Origin of the sequence: Pseudomonas putida (assembly GCF_001636055.1) — a bacterium.
GTDB lineage: Bacteria > Pseudomonadota > Gammaproteobacteria > Pseudomonadales > Pseudomonadaceae > Aquipseudomonas > Aquipseudomonas machongensis.
The window spans coordinates 2,132,615-2,150,922 of the sequence record NZ_CP011789.1 but is presented as its reverse complement, the minus strand read 5'-3'; the positions used below and the strand labels follow the sequence as shown (position 1 = coordinate 2,150,922).

At 64.3% G+C, this 18,308-nt stretch carries 4 protein-coding genes; 1 reads left to right on the top strand and 3 read right to left on the bottom strand.

Features of this window, described 5'->3' with window-relative positions; genetic code table 11:
- Window positions 1–353: 353 nt before the first annotated feature.
- Both AB688_RS26745 and AB688_RS09810 read right to left on the bottom strand, forming a co-directional pair.
- On the bottom strand, window positions 354–14,606 hold the full coding sequence (locus AB688_RS26745) for a filamentous hemagglutinin N-terminal domain-containing protein (protein ID WP_063543748.1): 14,253 nt from the start codon (window positions 14,604–14,606) through the stop codon (window positions 354–356).
- 27 nt (window positions 14,607–14,633) lie between these two features.
- Window positions 14,634–16,334 (bottom strand): ShlB/FhaC/HecB family hemolysin secretion/activation protein, encoded by a 1,701-nt coding sequence (locus AB688_RS09810; protein ID WP_063543746.1) that lies wholly within the window; start codon window positions 16,332–16,334, stop codon window positions 14,634–14,636.
- A 154-nt stretch (window positions 16,335–16,488) separates the two neighbouring features.
- On the opposite strand from AB688_RS09810, the gene AB688_RS09805 reads away from it, so the two are divergent.
- Window positions 16,489–16,761 (top strand): hypothetical protein, encoded by a 273-nt coding sequence (locus AB688_RS09805; protein WP_063543744.1) that lies wholly within the window; start codon window positions 16,489–16,491, stop codon window positions 16,759–16,761.
- Between the two features lie 179 nt (window positions 16,762–16,940).
- Here AB688_RS09805 and AB688_RS09800 read toward each other — a convergent pair whose 3' ends face one another.
- Window positions 16,941–18,263, bottom strand: coding sequence for a DEAD/DEAH box helicase (locus tag AB688_RS09800; protein WP_063543742.1), 1,323 nt, complete (start codon window positions 18,261–18,263; stop codon window positions 16,941–16,943).
- Between the last annotated feature and the right edge of the window lie 45 nt (window positions 18,264–18,308).

The window sequence follows — 18,308 nt, the reverse complement described above, 5'->3', positions numbered from 1 at the left end:
TGTAGCTCTGCGACGCATTAAATTGCTCACACTAGGTCAATGCAGGCATGCTTCACTTAAGTTTGAAACCTTGAGACTCAAGCAATCCACGCTCGGAAATTACTTCGGAATTTACTTCCCACCGCCCCATTTGAAATATGAAGCAAGACATATCCCAAACCAGACAGGGACCGCATAGGCTAGAAATCCAGGAAACACGCCGGAAATATCAGCCCAGCCAAAATGCCATGTGTCATATTTAAAATACAGGGCTATAGCCCCTAAAAAATTTGATACGACCCCTCCAAAGAAAAACAAAACAACCAAATAGACTAAAAATAGTATATAAGCTTGAAACCTCGACTTGGGTTTCATTATTTGCTATCTCCTATTGATCCTATCTTGCCACCTGTAGCTTCGGAAATCTGAGACCCCAAAGAGGCACCTACAATTTCAGAATAACTTCCGAGATACGGCTTCAATTTATCAGTTACAACTTGCCCACTTTTCAAACCCACAGCACCGCCGATGGCCGCACCTAAAACTGGATATATTGGACTATCACCTTTAATCAAGCTCCCTAAAAATGCCCCTCCCGTGCCTGCACCAATAGTGAATGCGACCCCGCGACCTTGAGTTGCGCCACCCACAGTGGTAGCAATGGCGGCATCCACATAACTAAACGGCTTATCCGTAGACAATTGATAGCTAATGTTAGCACCACCGCCAATGACACCGCCCATCGCTGCGCCAGCTAGTCCTGCCGGAGGCGATAAAGCCGTGCCCAACACAGCTGGAGAATACACCCAACCAGCTACATAATCATGACCCGGGCCTTTGTACCCATCGCTTCTAGCCAAGGACTGGAGCGCATCAGAAATCTGCTCGGGTGTCTTGCCTTGCTCAGCCATATATGCTCCTAAGCTAGCAGCTTCCGCCCCCCAACTTCCCCCGGGATGTAAAAAGTCATTATAGCGCTGAGCGTTTCCTGCCACCCAACTGGCGGTTTCAGGGTTCCCATTACCCAGGGCTCCTGCCAAAACCCCAATAATCTGGGCGGTCGCCACCTTGAACTGGTCGTCCGTAGCAAACCGTGAATCGAGATACTTGCCTAGACCTGCACTTGTAGCCGCCGTGAGCCCCTGCGCTGCCGCACCTGCCAGTGCCCCTGTTTTGAAGTCTCCTCCCTTGGCGGATGACAGCGCACCACCCAAGACTGCGTGCATCAGGATTTTTTGTGCAGAGCCAGGACTGACGTTGAGATAATTAGCCAAATCACCGACCTGTTTATTACCGAAGGCCGCCGCCAAATCCAATCCTTCAGACACAGCAGCAGCCCCAAGATTATCTTTGAAGCTGCCTCCATTTATCGCTGTGTTCACACTGCCAGCGACCAAAGCGTGCGTGCTGCTACGAAGGATGTTCTGGCTGACCGAATTCCAATCCAACATACCAGAGCTATACCCTGGATTATTGATGCCACTGGCACTCAGAACCAACGGGCCATCGGGATTCCACCCCGCAACTGCTGTGTCTATTCCACTCAAAATTCCGCTTGTCACCATCTGCGTAGCGTATCCCTTTATGGCCTTGCTGCTGGTTGCCGCTTTTAGGCCAGCACCAATGTCTCCACCACCGTTTATGGTTCCTACTGCAAAGTTACTGGCCATGGCACCTGCAAGAGGACCAAGGTAGACGCTCGCGACAATTGAAATAATCAGGGCGGGCGCTGCTCCCAGTCCTGAATTTTTGTAATCCCAGCTGTCGTGAATTTCTTTTACTACTCGCCAATCCACTTGTCCGCTGGCCTCGGCCTGCTTGATCCACGCCAGCTGGGGTTCTGCTCGGACCATTGCATCAATCGTTTGGCTGACGGTGTTTTGGTCAATTTGCTTAATATCAATATTTATTTTGCCAGCGGCCCGAATCGCCAATTCCCCCTGGGTTACCATCAAGGTCTGGCGCAGCGTCTCATCCGTACTTCCCTTACCTTGGGCACTGTTCCACGCCAGGTTCGACTTGCTCTTCTCGTGACTCTCCTGATGCAGGTCCTTGACGCCCTCGAACGTGATCGCCCCACCACTGGCCAAGGTCAGGTCTTCACCGCTCTCAAGCTTCGCCGCCTGATAGCGCTGGTCGCCGCCGCTCGCCAGCGTGACAGCGCCTGCCGCCGAGACTTCGCTGCCAACATGTCGCACATCGGTGACTTCGTCGCGCTTGGTCTTCTTGCTGCCGAAGCTGCCTTTGCTCTTCTTGTCGTACAGGGAGTAGTCGCTGTCCGCCTCGGCGAGCAACGACAGTTGCTCCCTGGCATACAGGTACGCCTCGTCCCCGGCACTCACGCGGCTGGAAATCAGCGCCAGGTCCTGGCCAGCGGTCAGCGCAACATCACCTCCTGCCTTGACCGAAGTACCGACCTGGCTGACGTGGTCTTCCTGGCGGGTGACTTTCTTGGTCTTGCTGTAGAAGTTCGACTCGTTGGCCGCCGAGGCCAGGGTCAGGTTCTCCAGTGCATCGACCGCAACATTGCGCCCGGCCTCCAGGGTGCTGGCGATGGCGGTGAAATCGCGACCGGCACTCAAGGCCAGGTCGCCGCCTGCGGTCACCTGCGAGCCGTATTGCTGCGTGGTCTGCGTGCGGTAGTTGGAGCCTATCTGCGTGCTGTCGACCTGCTGCGCCGAGGTGATCAGCAGATCGCGCCCGGTGCGGATATCCAGGTCGGCTCCAGCACTCAATACACCGCCACTATTGATCAGGTCGCGACCAGCATGAATCGAAAGGTCATTGGCTGCCTCGATACGCGCGGCACTGTCGACGAAGTCAGCACGCTTGCTGTACGCACCGGCACCGCTGGCATGGCTGCTGACGCTGCGCTCGTTGACCACATCGCCGCTGAGGCTGGTGAGGCTGACGTCGCGGCCGCTGATCAGGCCGCCGGCGCCATTGACGATGCGGTTGCCAGCCAGCAGGTCCAGACGGCTACCGGCCTCGATCAGGCCGCTGTTGTCGAGGTCGTGGCCGGCGCTGGCGGAGAGGTTGTTGCTGGCCCGCAAGGTGCCGCTGTTGTCCAGGTTCTGGCCGGCGACCAAGGTCAGGTCGTTGCCGGCGATCAGGGCGCCGTTGGGCGCCAGACGGTTGTTGGCGTGGGCCAGGTACAGCACCGGCACCAGCACCTGCTCGCCCATCACCTCGTGCTGTTCAAGCCAGACGATGTCGTGGGTCAGAGCGGCGACCTGCTCGGCGCTGAGGCTGACGCCGACCTGGAGGTCGAGCTGGTTCTTGCTCGTCAGAGCGTTGTCCATCAGGTGGCGGTACAGGGCCTCGCCGTCGGCCTGGCCATCGATGAATTGCTGACCGGTGCGGGCGACCACCGCCTGCTGGATCAGACGCTGCTCGTAGAAGCCGTCGCCCAGGCGCTTCCAGCTCTGGTCAGGGTCGTAGCCGAGGTTGCCAAGCAGATAGTCCGAACTCATGAACTGCTTGAGGTCGGTGAGTACCGGATTGGTCTCGATCAGGTACTTGTGCGGCTGCGGGGTGCCAGTATTGGCCGGAACCCCCTGCACCCGCGGGATGCTCTGCGCCGCGGGCAGTGTCATGGCGGTGGAGACGGTGCTGGCGACGGTCGGGAGGGCCTGCTGGAGCGTCGGCGCGGCCACCGACGTCATTGCCGGGAGGCTGGTGTCGCGGGCAACGATGGTCTCGGTGGAGGGCTGGGCAAGCGTGATTGGCGTGCTCGGCCCAGGCTGTGCAGTGGACCAGTGCAACCCGTCGGCGGCCCCTCCTACCTGGCTCGACGTGCCTTGGCTGGCGGCCACTTCGCCGCTGCGGCTGGGCAGTGCACCCGGCCCCTGGGCCTGATCGATGGCCGCCACGCGCACGTTGGTGGCGCCCGGGTCCAGACCTGCGGCCTGACGCTGATGCGCCTGCAGGGCGCGGTCGCTGCCAGCGACGGTGGCCAGCTCGGCGAGGTCGACGCTGCGGCCCTGCACAAGCGGCGTGGGCTGCTGGCGCTGTTGCAGGTCGATGCTCGCGCTGCCCAGTTGCCACTGGGTCGGGACGCTGGACGTAGCGCTGGCCTTGGCCTGGTTGGCAGCCTGGGCGCTGAGGCGGAACAAGCCGTTCTGACCGGTAGGCAGGCTGAAGCCGGGCAGGGTCAGCGGGTTGACCTGCTGCTGGGCGAGGTCAGGCGGCAGTTGCTGATGAATCGTCACGATGGTCGGCTGGGCCCCGCCGGAGACCGTAGTGTCCGAAGACCGCTGGCTGATGGATGACGCGGTGTTCTGCACCACGATGTTGCTGATGTCGTTGCTGGCGGTCAGCCTTGCCTTGCCACCGGCCTGGATGATCGCGGGGGCCACGGGGGCGCCACCCTCGACCTTGATCTTGTCATCGATCCCGATGAACACACCCGGATCGAACTTGTCGACCAAGGCCTTGAAAGCCACCGGATCGAACGGCCCAGATTGCGGATGGGCCTGATCGTAGGCGGCCACCGCATCGATCATTTCGTAGAAGTAACGACCGGAGATCTTCACGTCCTTGCCGATCTGATGGCGGTCAGTCCCCGAAGCCGAACCGCCGGCCACGTTGGAGATATTGGCGCTGTCGATGGCCAGGTCGTTGACGGCGGAGATCAGGCTGAATTCGTTGTTCAGTGCAGTGCTGGCAATCGTCAGGTTACGGCCGGCCATCAGCATTGCCATGGGCGAATCTTCATGCACAACGGTGGAAACCGTCTGCGAGATGAACGCCGGCCCACGCACCCACTTGCCGCCAGGGCGACCGCAATGCTGGACGCAGTAGATGCTGATCGAGCCGCTGGTCACCTGCGTGTCCGAACGGAATTTTTCACGCTTGTTGATCACGCTCGCGGCCTGCAGGTCGATATCACCCGCCGCTTCGATACTGGCAGAGCTGTTGAGCACGCTGTTTGCCCGCGTTCCGCCCGTCACACCGCCAACCAGCAGATTGCCGAGGCTGTAGACATCGGCGTATTCGTTGCTGAAAGCGCCCACCTGAAGCCTCATGTTCTGGCCACTGAACATGAAACCACGGCTGCCATCGGCAGCCTGGACGTTGCGCAAGTCCTGGCTGACGACCGTCAAGTCCTGCGAGGCGGCCAGGGTACCGACGTTGGTCATGCTCCCGGCCAGCATTTCGAAGTTGCGTGCCGAGGTCAGGCGGCCTTGGTTGGACACTTGACCGGCTACTGCGATACGCGTGTTGTCGCCCCCGGCGATACTGCCAGTGACGCCAAGCTCTAGCTGCCCGGCATCAATGCCCAGTTGGCCAAGGCTGGCGATGCGACCATTGCCGGCATAGCGTCCGCCAAGGTGCAGGTCGAGGCTGCCATCACTGATGATCCGGCCGTCGTTGAGCCAATTGCCGCCACTTCCCGACAGCCGCTGGGTCGCCAGCAACTGCCCGGAGGCTGTCTGGGTCAGCTCGCCGACGTTGAGCGTCAGCCGCGCGGCCTGCAGCACACTGCTGTTGGTCCAGCTGGCCGCCTCCAGGGTCAGGCCGCCAAGGGTGGCAATGTCACCGCCGGCATTGCTGAGGTTGGCCATGCCGATCTGCAGGTCGCCACTGCCACCGTGCAGCAGGCGGCCCTGCTGGTTGAGGAAGGTGCCGGCCTGCAGGTTGAAGTCCTGGCTGCCGATTTCAAGGGCGCCAGTGCGGTTGTCGAGCAGCCCGGTAACCTGCAGGCGGCTCTGGGCGCCGCCAAGGCTGCGCAATTGACCGCCCTGGTTGTCGAGGGTGGCAGCGACCAGGCCCAGGCGGCTGTCACTTTCGATGATTCCTGCGCGGTTGTACAAAGCACCGCCAAGGGTCAAGTCCAGCGCTTGACCGGCGAGCTTGCCACCGGCGCTGTTGTCCAGCGCAGTCGCCTCGAGGGTGACCTGGCCCTGGCCGTAGAGCCCGCCATTACGGTTGTCCAACTGTTGCGTACGGATAACCAGAGGCCCTGCCTGCGCCGCCAGACGACCGCCCTGGTTGTTCAGACCGCCGAGGGCAACGAGGTTGAGCTGGCTGGCCTGCAGCGTGCCGCCTTGGTCGTTGCGCAACAGGCCAGCGACCTGCGCCTGCAAAAGCCCGTGAAGGCTGGCCAGCACACCGCCGCGGTTGTCCGTGCTGCTGGCCGACAGCGCCAGCGGGCCCTGCTGGGCGATCAGTTTGCCGCGCTGGTTGTCCAGCACTTGCTGCAGGCGCACATCGAGCGCCTGGCCGGCCTGTACCGCACCGCCCTGGTTGGTCAGGCTGGCGGCTTGCAGGCTGACGCTGGCGTCACGGCTGGAGATCAGGCCGTCCTGGTCGTTGGCCAGGGTGTCGGCGAGCGTCACGGCTACCGCGCCGTTGGCGGCCAGGGTGCCCTGGGCAGAGTTGTCCAGACGGCTGCCTGCCAACTGCAGGGTGCCCTGGCTGGCCAGTTGACCACCCTGGTTGAGCAGCGTCGCGTTGCCCAGCACCTGCAAGGCGCTGGTCGCGAGCAACTGGCCCTGGGCGTTGTTCAGCAGACTGGCCAGGTCCAGGCTGAGCAAGCCCTGGCTGATGACGTTGGCGCTGCGGTTGTCGAGGCTGGCGGCCTGGATGAACAGGTCGCCACCGGCATCGATGCGGCCCTGACGGTTGTCCAGGGCGCCGAGCAGGTGCAGGCGCTGGAGTCCGCCGCTGGCCAGGTAGCCGCTACGGTTGTCCAGCGCAGCCGCGTTCAGGCGCAGCGCGCCCTGGCTGACCAGGGCGCCGCCGCTGCTGTTGTCGAGGTTGGAAGTGACGCTCAGGTCCAGGTCGCCGGCGCGACTGGAGAGCGTGCCCTGGTTGCGGTTGTCCAGGCTGTCGGCACTGACCGACAGGCCCTGCCAGCCGGAAACCAGGCCGCCCTGGTTGCTCAACACGCCGCTGCCGACACCCAGGCGCTGGGCCGAAATCAGCCGGCCGCCGTCGTTGTTCAGGGTCCGTGCTGCCAGGTCGAAGCCCAGGTCGCTGGCGATCTCGCCACGCTGGTTATCCAGGTCGCGCAGGTTGGCCAAGGTCAGGGCACCCTTGGCGCGAATCAGTCCATCGCGGTTGTTCAGGCCGCCGCCATCCAGGCCCAGCAGTAGGGCCAAGGTGCTGTCGCCGAGCAGGCGTCCGCCCTGCTGGCTGAACTGGCGTGCCTTGATCTGCAGCGCCGCGCCAGCGGAAAGTTCGCCCCCGTCGTTGTTGACGTCGGTGGCTGTCAGATCCAGACCTGCCTGGCTGTTGATCAAGCCTTTGTTGCCGTTGTCGAGTTTGCCGGTCACGAGGGTCAGTCGTTCGCTGGCAAGCAACTGACCGCCTTGGTTGGCCAGGCTCGCGCTGTTCAGCACGAGTGCGCGACCGGCATTGAGCAGCCCGCCACCCTGGTTGGCCAACTGACCGGCAACGTCCAGTTGCAGATCGCCGCGGCTGGTCAGCAGGCCCGCGCCGTTGTCCAGGCTGGCGGCGCTGACCGAGAGGCTGGCGGCGGCGATCTGGCCCTTGAGGTTGGCCAGGCTGCGCGCGACGATCAGGTTCAGGCCTTGGTTGCCGAGCAGGCGACCGTTGCCGTTGTCCAGTTCGGCGGCCGCCAGGGTGAAGGCGTTGGCACTGGAAATTTCACCGCCACGATTGTCGACCCGGCCAAGGCGCGTAAGCAGCAGTTGACCTGGGGTATTGATCAGCCCGCCCTGGTTGTCGAGGGTGCCGCCGGCCAGATCGATTGCCACGCCGCTGGCGCTATACAGCGTGCCGCCATGCTGGCGCAGGCTGCCGAGGTTGGCCTGCAAGGCCTGCTGACTGGTGATGCGTCCGCCACTGTTATCGAGCTGGGTAGCCTCGATGCGCAGGCGATCGGCACTGCTCAGGCGGGCGCCGGAAAGGTTGTCGACGCTGGCGGCGCTGATACTCAGCAGGCCCTTGGCGCTGACCGTACCAGCGTCGCGGTTGTCCAGGTGCGCCGCTCTCAGTTCCAGGCCCGCGTCGCCCAGGATCTGTCCCCCGGCGTTGCCCAGCGTGCCCTGGCTGCGCAACAGCAGGTCGCCGGCACCGGACAGCACGCCGTGATCGTTGTCGATGCTTGCGGCGCTGACGCTCAGCGTGCCGTCGCTGTCCAGACGCCCATTCTGGTTGAGCAGGCCGTCGTCCAGCTCGACACTCAGGTCGGCGCCGCTGCGCAGTGTGCCGCCGGCGTTGTCCAGCCGCGTGCCGGTGAGGGTCAGCGGCCCCACGCTGGACACCAGCCCCATGGCGTTGAGCAGAGTGTGCTGCTCGATGACCAGCGCACCCTTGGCCAGGATCAAGCCAGCGCCGTTATCCAAGCGCTGCCCGCTCAGGCGCACTTCGCCCTGCCCGGAGACTTCGCCAGCGCGGTTGTCGAAGGCAGCGCTGTGCACGGTCAACAGGCTCTTGGCGGCGAGCAGGCCTTTGTCACGGTTATCGAGGGTGTCGGCCTGCAGGTTCAGCGTAGTGTCGCTGGCAATCTGGCCAGCCTGATTGTCCAGGCTGCCCAGGCGCGCTTGCAGACCCGATCTGGCAGACAACTGGCCTTTGCCGTTGAATACGCTGCCGGCCACCAGTAACAGCTTGCCGTCAGCCTGTAATGTGCCCGCTGCGTTGCCCAGCAGGCCGTCGACCTGCACCTGGAGGTCGCCGCGGCTGCTGATCAGACCGGCGCCGTTGTCCAGGCCGGCAGCCTGCAACTGCAGGCTGCGCGCACTGACCAGGCCGCGCAGGTTGTCCATTTGCCGGGCGATGCGCAAGGTCAGGCTGGCGCCGGAGAGCAGCTTGCCACCGGTGTTGTCCAGACCGTCCGCGGCCAGCTCGAAGCCGACCAGACTGGAGATCTCGCCATCGCGGTTGTCGACCTGACCAAGGTTGTGCAGCAGCAGGCTGCCCGGGCCGCGGATAAGCCCGGCACTGTTGTCCAGCACACCGCCGTTGAGGTCCAGGTTCAGGCCATCGAGGCTGAACAGTTCACCGCCGTGCTGATCGAGACCGCTGACGCTGGCCTGTACCTGACGTCCGGCCAAGGTGCCGGCCTGGTTGCCGACCTGCCCGGCGCGCACTTGCAGCAGTTGCCCACTGCTGATCAGGCCGCCCTGGCCGTTGCTCAAAGCACCGCTGCTCAGGCGATTGTCACCCTCGGCGGTGATGCGGCCGTGGTCACGGTTGTCGAGGCTGGCGCTGGCCAGTGTCAGCGCCGCGTCGGTCTCGATGGTGCCGCCGCGGTTGTCCAGCGCCTGGATGCCCGTGAGGGACAATTCACCGTGGCTGGAAAGCTGGCCTGCCTGGTTGAGCAGTTGCCCGCCTTCCAGGATCAGGCGGCCAGCGCTGTCCAGGCGTCCGCCGCGGTTGTCCAGCAGCGCCTCGGTCAGTGGCACGCCGCTGTTGTCGAGCACCAGGTGCAGAGCCTGCCCGGCAGCGATCGAACCGCCCTGGTTGTCCACCCGCGCAGCACGCAATTCGACCTGCTGGGCGAATACCAGCGCCGTATTGCGGTTGAGCAGGCGTTCGACGGTCAGGGCCAGACGCGTGCCGGCGATCAGCTTGCCACCGTCGCTATTGTCCAGCTGTGTGCCGCCCAGAGTAGCCTGCGCCAGGCTGCTGAGCTGGCCACCACGGTTGTCGAGCATACCGACCTGCAGGTCGAGACCCGTGTTGCCGGCGATCAGGCCACCGCTTCGGTTATCGGCATTATCGCCGTGCAGGGTGAGCCGACCTTCGGCGATCAACTCGCCACCCTGCTGCTGCAAGGTGGCAACACTGGCGTCGAGATTACCGCGAGTGGCAATACGACCCTTGCTGTTGTCGACCTGGGCCAGGCGCAGATCAAGTGGCCCGCTGGCGCTGAGCAGGCCTTCGCGGTTGTCCAGCGCGGCACCTTGGTAATCCAGGCGGTCCTTGCTGCGCGTCACCCCCTGGCGGTTATCGAAGCGGTCGACCAGCAGTTGCAACAGGCTGTCGGCATGCAGCAGGCCAGCCTGATTATCGACGCTGTTCGCCTGCAGGCTGAGCAGTTGCTTGCCGGAGACGACGCCGCCACGGTTGTCCAGACGGCCCAGGGCCAGGTCGATCAGGCCACGGGCACGCAGTTCGCCAGCTTGGTTGTCGAACAGGCCGGTGCTGCGTACGTGCAGACTGCCGTCGCTGACCAGGCTGCCCTGGGCGCTGTTGTCCAGGCCCGCGCTCTCGACCTGCAAGGCGTTGCCGGCAGCCAGGGTACCGCCGCGGTTGTCCAGTGCGTCGCTCAGGGTCAGGGTCGTGCTGTCGTCGCCCAGTACGGCGCCGTCCTGGTTGTCCAGGCTGGCAGCGCGAACCTGGGTCTGACCGCTGCTGGACAGCTCGCCGCCGCGATTGTCTACCTCGGCAGCCACCTGCACGTTCAGGCGTTGCCCGGCGCCGAGAGTGCCGTGCTGGTTATCCAGCGTGCCGGCCACCACCTGAAGCTGGTCGGCCTGTACCAGGCCCTGGGTATTGCGCAACTGTTGCGCCACACGGATGAGCAGTGCGTCATCGCTGATCAGTTGGCCGCCACCGTTGTCCAGACGCTGGGCGACCAGCTCGAAACTGCGCGCGCTGGAGATCTCGCCTGCGCGGTTGTCGACCTCGCCAAGCTGGCGCAACAGCAGTTGGCCGGCGGTGTGGATGAGGCCCTGACGGTTGTCGAGCCGCGCGCCGCGCATGTCGACGGTCAGGGCGGTGTCGCTGAGCAGCTGCCCGCCGCCTCGCTGGTCGAGCCCGATGAGTTCGGCCAGCAGTGCACCCTGACTTGTGACACGACCGCCGTTGCGGTTATCCAGGTTGGCGCCGATGAGGCTGAGGGTCGCGCCACTGGTAACGCGACCGGCCTGGGCGTTGCTCAGTTCAGCCAGTTCCAGGCGCAACGGGCCCTTGCCTTCGAACAGGCCGCTGGCACTGTTGTCCAGGCGCTGGCCAAGCAGCTCGATGCCGGCCTCGGCGCTCACCATGCCGCCCCGGTTGTCCACCTGACCGAGCACCAGGGTCAGGGCATTGCCACTGAGCAGACGGCCAGCGCGGTTGTCCAGGTACTCGCCGCTCAGGCTCAGCCCGGCCTTGCCCAGCAATCGTCCCTGGGCCTGGTTGTCGAGGCTGCCGGCGCTCAATTGCAACTGAGCGCCGGCTGCGAGCAGGCCGCCACGGTTGAGCAACCCGGCAGCGATACGGGCGCGCAGGCCCGCATCACTGGTCAGTTGCCCGGCGCTGTTGTCGAGGCTGCCGGCGTCGAGCGTCAGCGGCCCGCCGGCCTGCAACGTGCCGTTCTGGTTGTCCAGGTGCGTCGTCAACTGCAACTCGGCATCCTGTTCGACCTGCAACAGGCCCTGGCGGTTGTCCAGTTGGCCAAGTCGCGCATTCAGGTGCGCAGCACGCACTTCGCCCTGGCGGTTGTCGAGGCTTTCAGCCTGCAGGTCCAGGCGCTGAGTGGCGGCGAGCACTCCGGCGTTGTTGATCAGTGCCGTGCTGTGCAGATCGATGAGCGGTGCAGCCAGGCGCCCGCCGACGCTGTTGTCCAGGGCGCGAGCGATGCGCAAGGTGAGTGCTTGCTCGGAGAGCAGTTTGCCGCCCCGGTTGTCGAGGTTGTCAGCCAGCAGTTCGAACGCCCGCGCAGAGGAGATCTCGCCGCCGCGGTTGTCGACCTGAGCCAGTTGTCGAAGCAGCAACTGGCCAGGTGCATTGATCAGGCCGCCCTGGTTGTCGAGCAGACCGCCGCGCAGGTTCAGCAGCAGATCGGCGCCACTGAACACTTGCCCGGCGTTGTGCATTTGCGTGGCGCTGACCTGCAACCTCTGACCAGCATGCAGGCGCGCGGCAGTGCCGTTGTCCAGGCGTGCGGCATTCAGGCTCAGATGATCGGCGGCGTACAGTTGCCCACCGGTGTTGTCAAGGTCACCGCTGTCGATATTTGCCGACTGACCGGCGATCACGGCGCCACTGCGGTTGTCCAGCACAGCGGCGCTGGTCAGGGTCAGTCCCGCATCGGTCTGCACGCGACCGGCGCGGTTGTCGAGGCGGCCGAGGTGGGCATCGAGGGTCTGCCCGCCGAGGTTGCCGCGCTGGTTGTCGAGCGCGCCCTGAACGCTCAGGGTGAGCCCTTGACGGGCCTGCACGCGGCCATCGAGGTTGAGCACGTCACCGGCGCTCAGGTCCAGCTGCTCGGCGCTGATCAAGGCGCGACTGTTATCGAGTACGGCGGCGATACGCAGGATCAACGCACCATTGGACGACAGGCTGCCATCCTGGTTGTCGAGGCTGTCGGCGGCGAAGGTGAAACCGCTGCTGGCATGCATCTCGCCGTGACGGTTGTCCACGCTCGCCAGATTGCGCAACACCAACGCACCTGCACTGTGCAGGCGCCCGCCAGCGTTGTTCCAATGACCATGCAGCAGATCGAGGGTGAGTGCCTGATCGGCGTCCAGGCGCCCACCTTCACTGTTGTCCAGGCTGGCGCTGCTCAGGCTCAGGCTCTGCTGGCTGGTCATGCGCGCGCCACGGTTGTCCAGCGCGAGCGCCTGAACGTCGGCGGCCAGGACCGCGCTGGTCAGCCCGCCACGGTTGTCGAACCGGCCCTTGACCTGTGCAGCCAGGGTGCCACGCGCCTGCAAGGTACCCTGGCCATTGAGCAGTTCGGCGGCACTGAGCGCCAGCCCTTGTGCCGCGATCAGGCCTGCGCCGTTGTTCAACTGCTCGACAATCGCCAGTTGCAGGTCGGCGCCGCTCAGCACCTTGCCACCGCGGTTATCCAGCTGGCGCGTGGCAAGCTGGTAACCCTGCGCCGAGGAGATCTCGCCGGCGCGGTTGCCGACGCTGCCCAGGCCCAGCAGCCGCAGCGTACCAGGGCTGCTGATCAAGCCGCCGTCACTGTTCTCCAGGTGCCCGCCGCGCAGGTCCAGGCTCAACGCCTGGTCGGCGTGCAATTGGCCGCCGCCGCGCTGGTCGAGGCTGCCGGCCTGGACATCGAGCTGGCCGGTGCTGGCGATGCGTCCACCGTCACGGTTGCCGAGGCTGCCCGCCTGCAGGCGCAGCTCACGGTCGGCGGCCAGGGTACCGGCGCGGTTATCCAGTGCGCTGCTGGCGGTCACGGCCAGTTCACGGCCGGCACTGATACGCCCGCTGTCATTGTCCACCTGCTGCGCGGCAATGGCCTGGCGCTCGCCAGCGGCGAGCTGCCCGGCGCGGTTGCTGACCCGGGTGGCGGTGATCTGCTGGGCACGCGTGGCAACGACCTGCCCGCCCTGATCGTTGATCAGGCTGGCAGCCTGCACAGTCTGGTCGCGGCCTGCCAGAACGCGGCCCTGGGCGCTGTTGTCCAGCACACCGACGTGGCTGCGCAGGTCTTGGGCAGCGCTCAGCGTGCCGCCGCGGTTGTCCAGCGAGCCACGAATGTCGGCGTTCAGGTCACGGCTGGCAACGATGCTTTTGCCGGTATTGACCAGCGCACCAGCGGCCAGGTCGATATCGCCTTGGGTATTGCGGCTGCCGTCGGTGTTGACCCCGCTCTCGATCACGCCCAGGTTGCTCAGGGTGCCGACAGCCTGGACCTGCAGCTTGCCGCCTGCGGTCAGCGCCTGGCGATTGACCACTTCGGCACTGCTGAGCACTTCGACGCGCGACGCGCCATGAACCGGCCCCTGGAGATCGACACCTGCCGCCCGCACCGTCACCGCGCCGCTGGCGCTGGCCTGGTTCAGGGTGAGCTGCCCGTTGACATCGAGCTGGATGTCGCCGCCGCTGGCGGCCATCTGGCCATCGAGCTTGACCCCTACACCGGCTTCGGTGCCCACCAGCTTGATGGCCCCGGCATACATGCCGCCCAGGGCAGAGCTGTCGATGGCCAGTGTCGGCTTGGCGCTACCCTCTTCGGCTCGAGCCGTCGCCGCGAGCGTCCGGGCATCGACATCGTTGCGTCCGGCGACGATATCCAGGCGCTTGGCCTGCAGCCCAGCATTGATCTGCGCACTGCGGGTGATGATCTCGAAGCGGTCGACGTTGCTGGCATTGAGCCCGGCACCTTCGATCGCCACGCTGCCCTGCTCCACCTGGTAGCGGGTCAATTGACCGTTGTCGATCACCGGCGTACCCGTAGTCAAGGTCACCTGGGGCGTGTTGATAAAGCCGCAGCCATTACAGGTGATGCCATGCGGGTTGGCGACGATGACATGGGCCGACTGCCCCGCCACCTCCGTATAGCCGCGTAGCTGGCTGGAGTTGGCGCCGTTGACTTCGTTGAGGATGATGCTCGCCGCCGTGCCCTGCAGGTTGGGGTTGCCGACGATGATGCCGCCCAGTTGCGTCTGCTGCGTACGGCTGGTGGCGTTGTTGAGGATCAGCCCCTGCTGGCCGACGTTGTAATCGCTGAACTGGTTATGCGAGAGGCCACTGCCGTTGGGCGCGGCAATATTGACGATCGGCACGCCGTTGCCCGCCTGACCGACACTGGTATTGCCGCCGCTGACCATCACTCCTTCGGCAGCCTGCGCCCACAGTGGCTGCCAGAACATGACGTTGGCCAACAGGAAGGCCAGCGCGCGCTTGGACACACCGCAGAATTGCAGGCGGGGTTGCAGGCGCGCCGAAGGCTGGCGAACCAGGAAGGTGAAAAGGCGAACGTCCATGTGTTCTCTCGGGGCTCAAAGCACGAATCAGATGAAGAAATCGAGGCGCAGGTATACCGGATGCTCCTTGTCGGGCAGGGCATCCGGGCGTTCGAGGCTGCGGGCAAAAGTCACACTGGCCGCCAGGTGACGGCCCCGGGCGAACAGCTCCAGCGAATGGCTGCTGGCACGGCCATGGCGGTCGCCGTTGTAGCGGTCGTTGCGGATCACACCCAGGTCGTAGCCCAGGCCCATCCCGTATTCGGCAATCACCGGCTGTGCGACGGACCAGGTCACCGGGCGCGTCCAGCGCAGGTCGCTGCGCCAGTAGGCGCCGCTGTCGCCGGACAGCGACTGGTCCTTGAAACCACGCACCGATGACAACCCACCCAGGCTTATGCGCTGCGGGCTGAACAACACGTCTTCGCTGCGCTGGGCGGTAGCCAGGCTGGTAACGCTCAACTGCTCGCCGAATACCTCAAAGCCCTGCACGTAACTGACCGTCGCGGTGTACTTGCGATAGCGCGCGACCGGCTCGCCAGGTCGCGGATTGCCGTTGCCCTGGGCATCGAAGGCACCGATGCCCTCCTGCGTGCCCAAGTCAAGGTTGACGAAGGCCGTGCCCAGGCGCCGACCGTGGTTGATGCCGAACTGCGCTTCGCTCAGACGATTGCTGCTGGCGCGCAGCAGGCTGTCTTCGATGTAGTTGCGGGTGCGCAGATGGGCAACGCCCAGGTTGACCGAGGTCTTGCTCGTAGCGTCGCGATGCAGTACACGATCGACGCGCAATTGATGATTCTGGCTGTCGCCGGTCTGTTTGAAGTCGAAGCCGTTGGCCTGGCCTACGGAGCGGTAGTCGGACGCGCTGTAGCTGTACGAGAAGTTCCACCAGCCCCAGGGCAGGCTGTAGGCCAGTACCCCGTTCTTCGCCCCCTTGGTGTGATCGCTGACCACATCGTGGGCACCGCGTAGCACCAACTGGTCGGCCAGGCCCAGCGGGCTATCCCACTCGAAGCCTAGGTTGACCTGCTGCTCGCCGGTGCTGCGTTGGCCTTCGTTGTTGCGCGACAGGGAAGCCCGCCAGGGCTTCTGCGCCTGATTGCGTACCAGCACCTGGCTGCCACCCACCGCCTCGCCGGGGACCAGTTCCATCTGCGCCTTGTTCGAAGGCAGACGGTTGAGCTGATCGACCATCTGCTCGATCTCACGCAGGTTCAGACGCTCGCCGGGCGCGCCGGGAAAAGCCATGGCCAGCTCCCGCTCGCTCAGCCTGCTGTCGGGAGCTGCGCGCAAACTCTCCAGGCGCCCCTCTACCACCAACACCTGCAGGTGCCCGGTGGACAGATCCTGCTGCGGCAAGTAGGCGCGGCTGGTCACTTGGCCACGATCCAGATAATGATTGGTGATGACCTTAAGGAGCTCGTTGAGCTGGCTGACACCCAGGCACTGACCAATGAACGGCTTGAGCAGGCGCTCGCGCTCGGTCTCGGTGAGGCTGTCGGCACCCTTGAGGGTGATGGTGCGAATGGTGAAGCAGCGGCTGTCTTCAAGCGCCGGTACAGCACTCGGCGGCGCCGTGCTGCCGGGCAGGTTGCGCAGCTCTTCGATGCGCCGCTGCTGCTCTTGCAGCAGGCGATCCTGGCGGTCACGTATCAGTTCCTGCTCCAGCGGCGAGGCCGCCAGGGCAGGCATGCTGGCAGTCAGCATGAGGATCGCGCTGCAAAGGCGTGTGCGAAACCCTGTCGCCATGTTCCAGTCCCTGGGCGGTGAAAAAGTGGAGACGGAGGATACAGAGATGGCCTTTTGACGTCAATTTGCCATCACATCAGTGGCAAACGCCTACATGCTGAACCTTTGCTGGCCGACCAGACTCCACCGATAGACTGCACAAGGAGCAAGCGCCATGAACGTTATATGCCGCATCACCCTGCTCGCCACCCTGTCCTGCGCCGTGCCCGCCTGGGCCTGCACACCTGAAGAAGCCACGCAAAAGCGCGAGGAACTGGCCAAGCTGGTGACTCAACTGACCGAGCAGAACCCGCAGAAGGCCAAGGAGATAAATGATGAGCTCCAGGGTATGGAGCTAGGGACGGCGAGCAAGGACTTGCCGGACAAATGCCAGCTGATCGACAAGCGGGTGAAGGAGTTGAAAGAGGCGGAGCAAAAGGCGGGCTGAATCCAGCAGCCTGACCCCTTTGTGGAAGCGGCGGTTAGGCGCCCCGACTTGTCCCGCGGTCGGACGCGACACGGCCGCAAACCAGGCCGCCGGGATGTTTCTGGAACACCACGGTGACTGGGTTGCGGCCGCTTCGCGCCCGATCGCGGCACAAGGCCGCTCCCACAGGGGTGGGGGGGTTATTCTGCCTTCGGCGTACGCTTCTTCAGCGGTGCCAGGCCATCGGCGCTGGCCAGCGGCGCGTTCGGGCGCGGCTTGGCGGACGGTTTGCGCTTGGCGGCGGTCTTCTTCTCGCCGGTCTTCTTGTCGACCTTTTTCTTCTTCGCGCCCACTGCCTTGCCCGAAGCCTTGACCTTCTTCGGCCCGCTGTAGGTGCCCTTGACCTCCTTGATGACGCGGCGCTCGAACTGCTGCTTGAGGTAGCGCTCGATGCTCGACATCAGGTTCCAGTCGTTGTGGGTGATCAGCGAGATCGCCAGGCCTTCACCACCGGCACGGCCGGTACGGCCCACGCGGTGCACGTACTCGTCACCACTGCGCGGCATGTCGAAGTTGATCACCAGGTCCAGGCCGTCGATGTCCAGGCCACGGGCCGCCACGTCGGTGGCCACCAGCACCTTGGAGCTGCCCTGCTTGAAGCGCTCGATGGCCAGCTTGCGGTCCTTCTGGTCCTTCTCGCCGTGCAGGACAAAAGCCTTCACATCCTTGGCCACCAGGTGACCATAAATGCGGTCGGCCAGGGCGCGGGTGTTGGTGAAGATGATCGCCTTGTCGAAGGTCTCGTTGGCCAGCAGCCACTGCACGATCGCTTCCTTGTGCTGGTCGTGGTCGGCAGTGATGATCTGCTGACGGGTGCCTTCGGCGAGTTGCGAGACGCTGTTGAGCATCAGGTGCTCAGGATCCTTCAATACCTTGCCGATGATGTCGCGCAGCGCCGCACCGCCAGTGGTGGCGGAGAACAGCAGGGTCTGCTCGCGGTTCTCGCACTCCTTGCACAGGCGCTCCATGTCTTCGGCAAAGCCCATGTCGAGCATGCGGTCGGCTTCGTCGAGGATCATCACCTGCACGTGGGAGAGGTCGAGGTTGCCGGCATTGAGCTGCTCGAGCAGGCGACCTGGGGTGCCGATCAGCACGTCCGGCACCTTGCGCAGCATCGCGGCCTGTTCCTTGAAGTCTTCACCGCCGGTGACCAGGCCGGACTTGATGTAGGTGAACTGCGAGAACAGTTGCACCTGCTTGAGGGTCTGCTGCGCCAGCTCGCGGGTCGGCAGCAGGATCAGCGCACGGATCTCGACCCGTGGCCCGCTCAGGTCGACCAGGCGGTTGAGCAGCGGCAGCACGAAGGCGGCGGTCTTGCCGCTGCCGGTCTGCGCCGTGACCCGCAGGTCACGCCCTTGCAGGGCCAGGGGAATGGCCGCCGCCTGCACCGGGGTCGGCTCGACAAATTTCAGCTCGGCCACGGCTTTGAGCAGGCGTTCGTGCAGGGCGAATTGGGAAAACACGGGTGTACCTCAGACAGATGCGGACAATTCGGTTGCATAGGGTAA

Excerpts from the sequence above, each read along its gene's own strand:
- AB688_RS26745 (WP_063543748.1), bottom strand. The coding sequence starts at position 14,606 with ATGGACGTTCGCCTTTTCACCTTCCTGGTTCGCCAGCCTTCGGCGCGC.
- AB688_RS09810 (WP_063543746.1), bottom strand. The coding sequence starts at position 16,334 with ATGGCGACAGGGTTTCGCACACGCCTTTGCAGCGCGATCCTCATGCTG.
- AB688_RS09805 (WP_063543744.1), top strand. The coding sequence starts at position 16,489 with ATGAACGTTATATGCCGCATCACCCTGCTCGCCACCCTGTCCTGCGCC.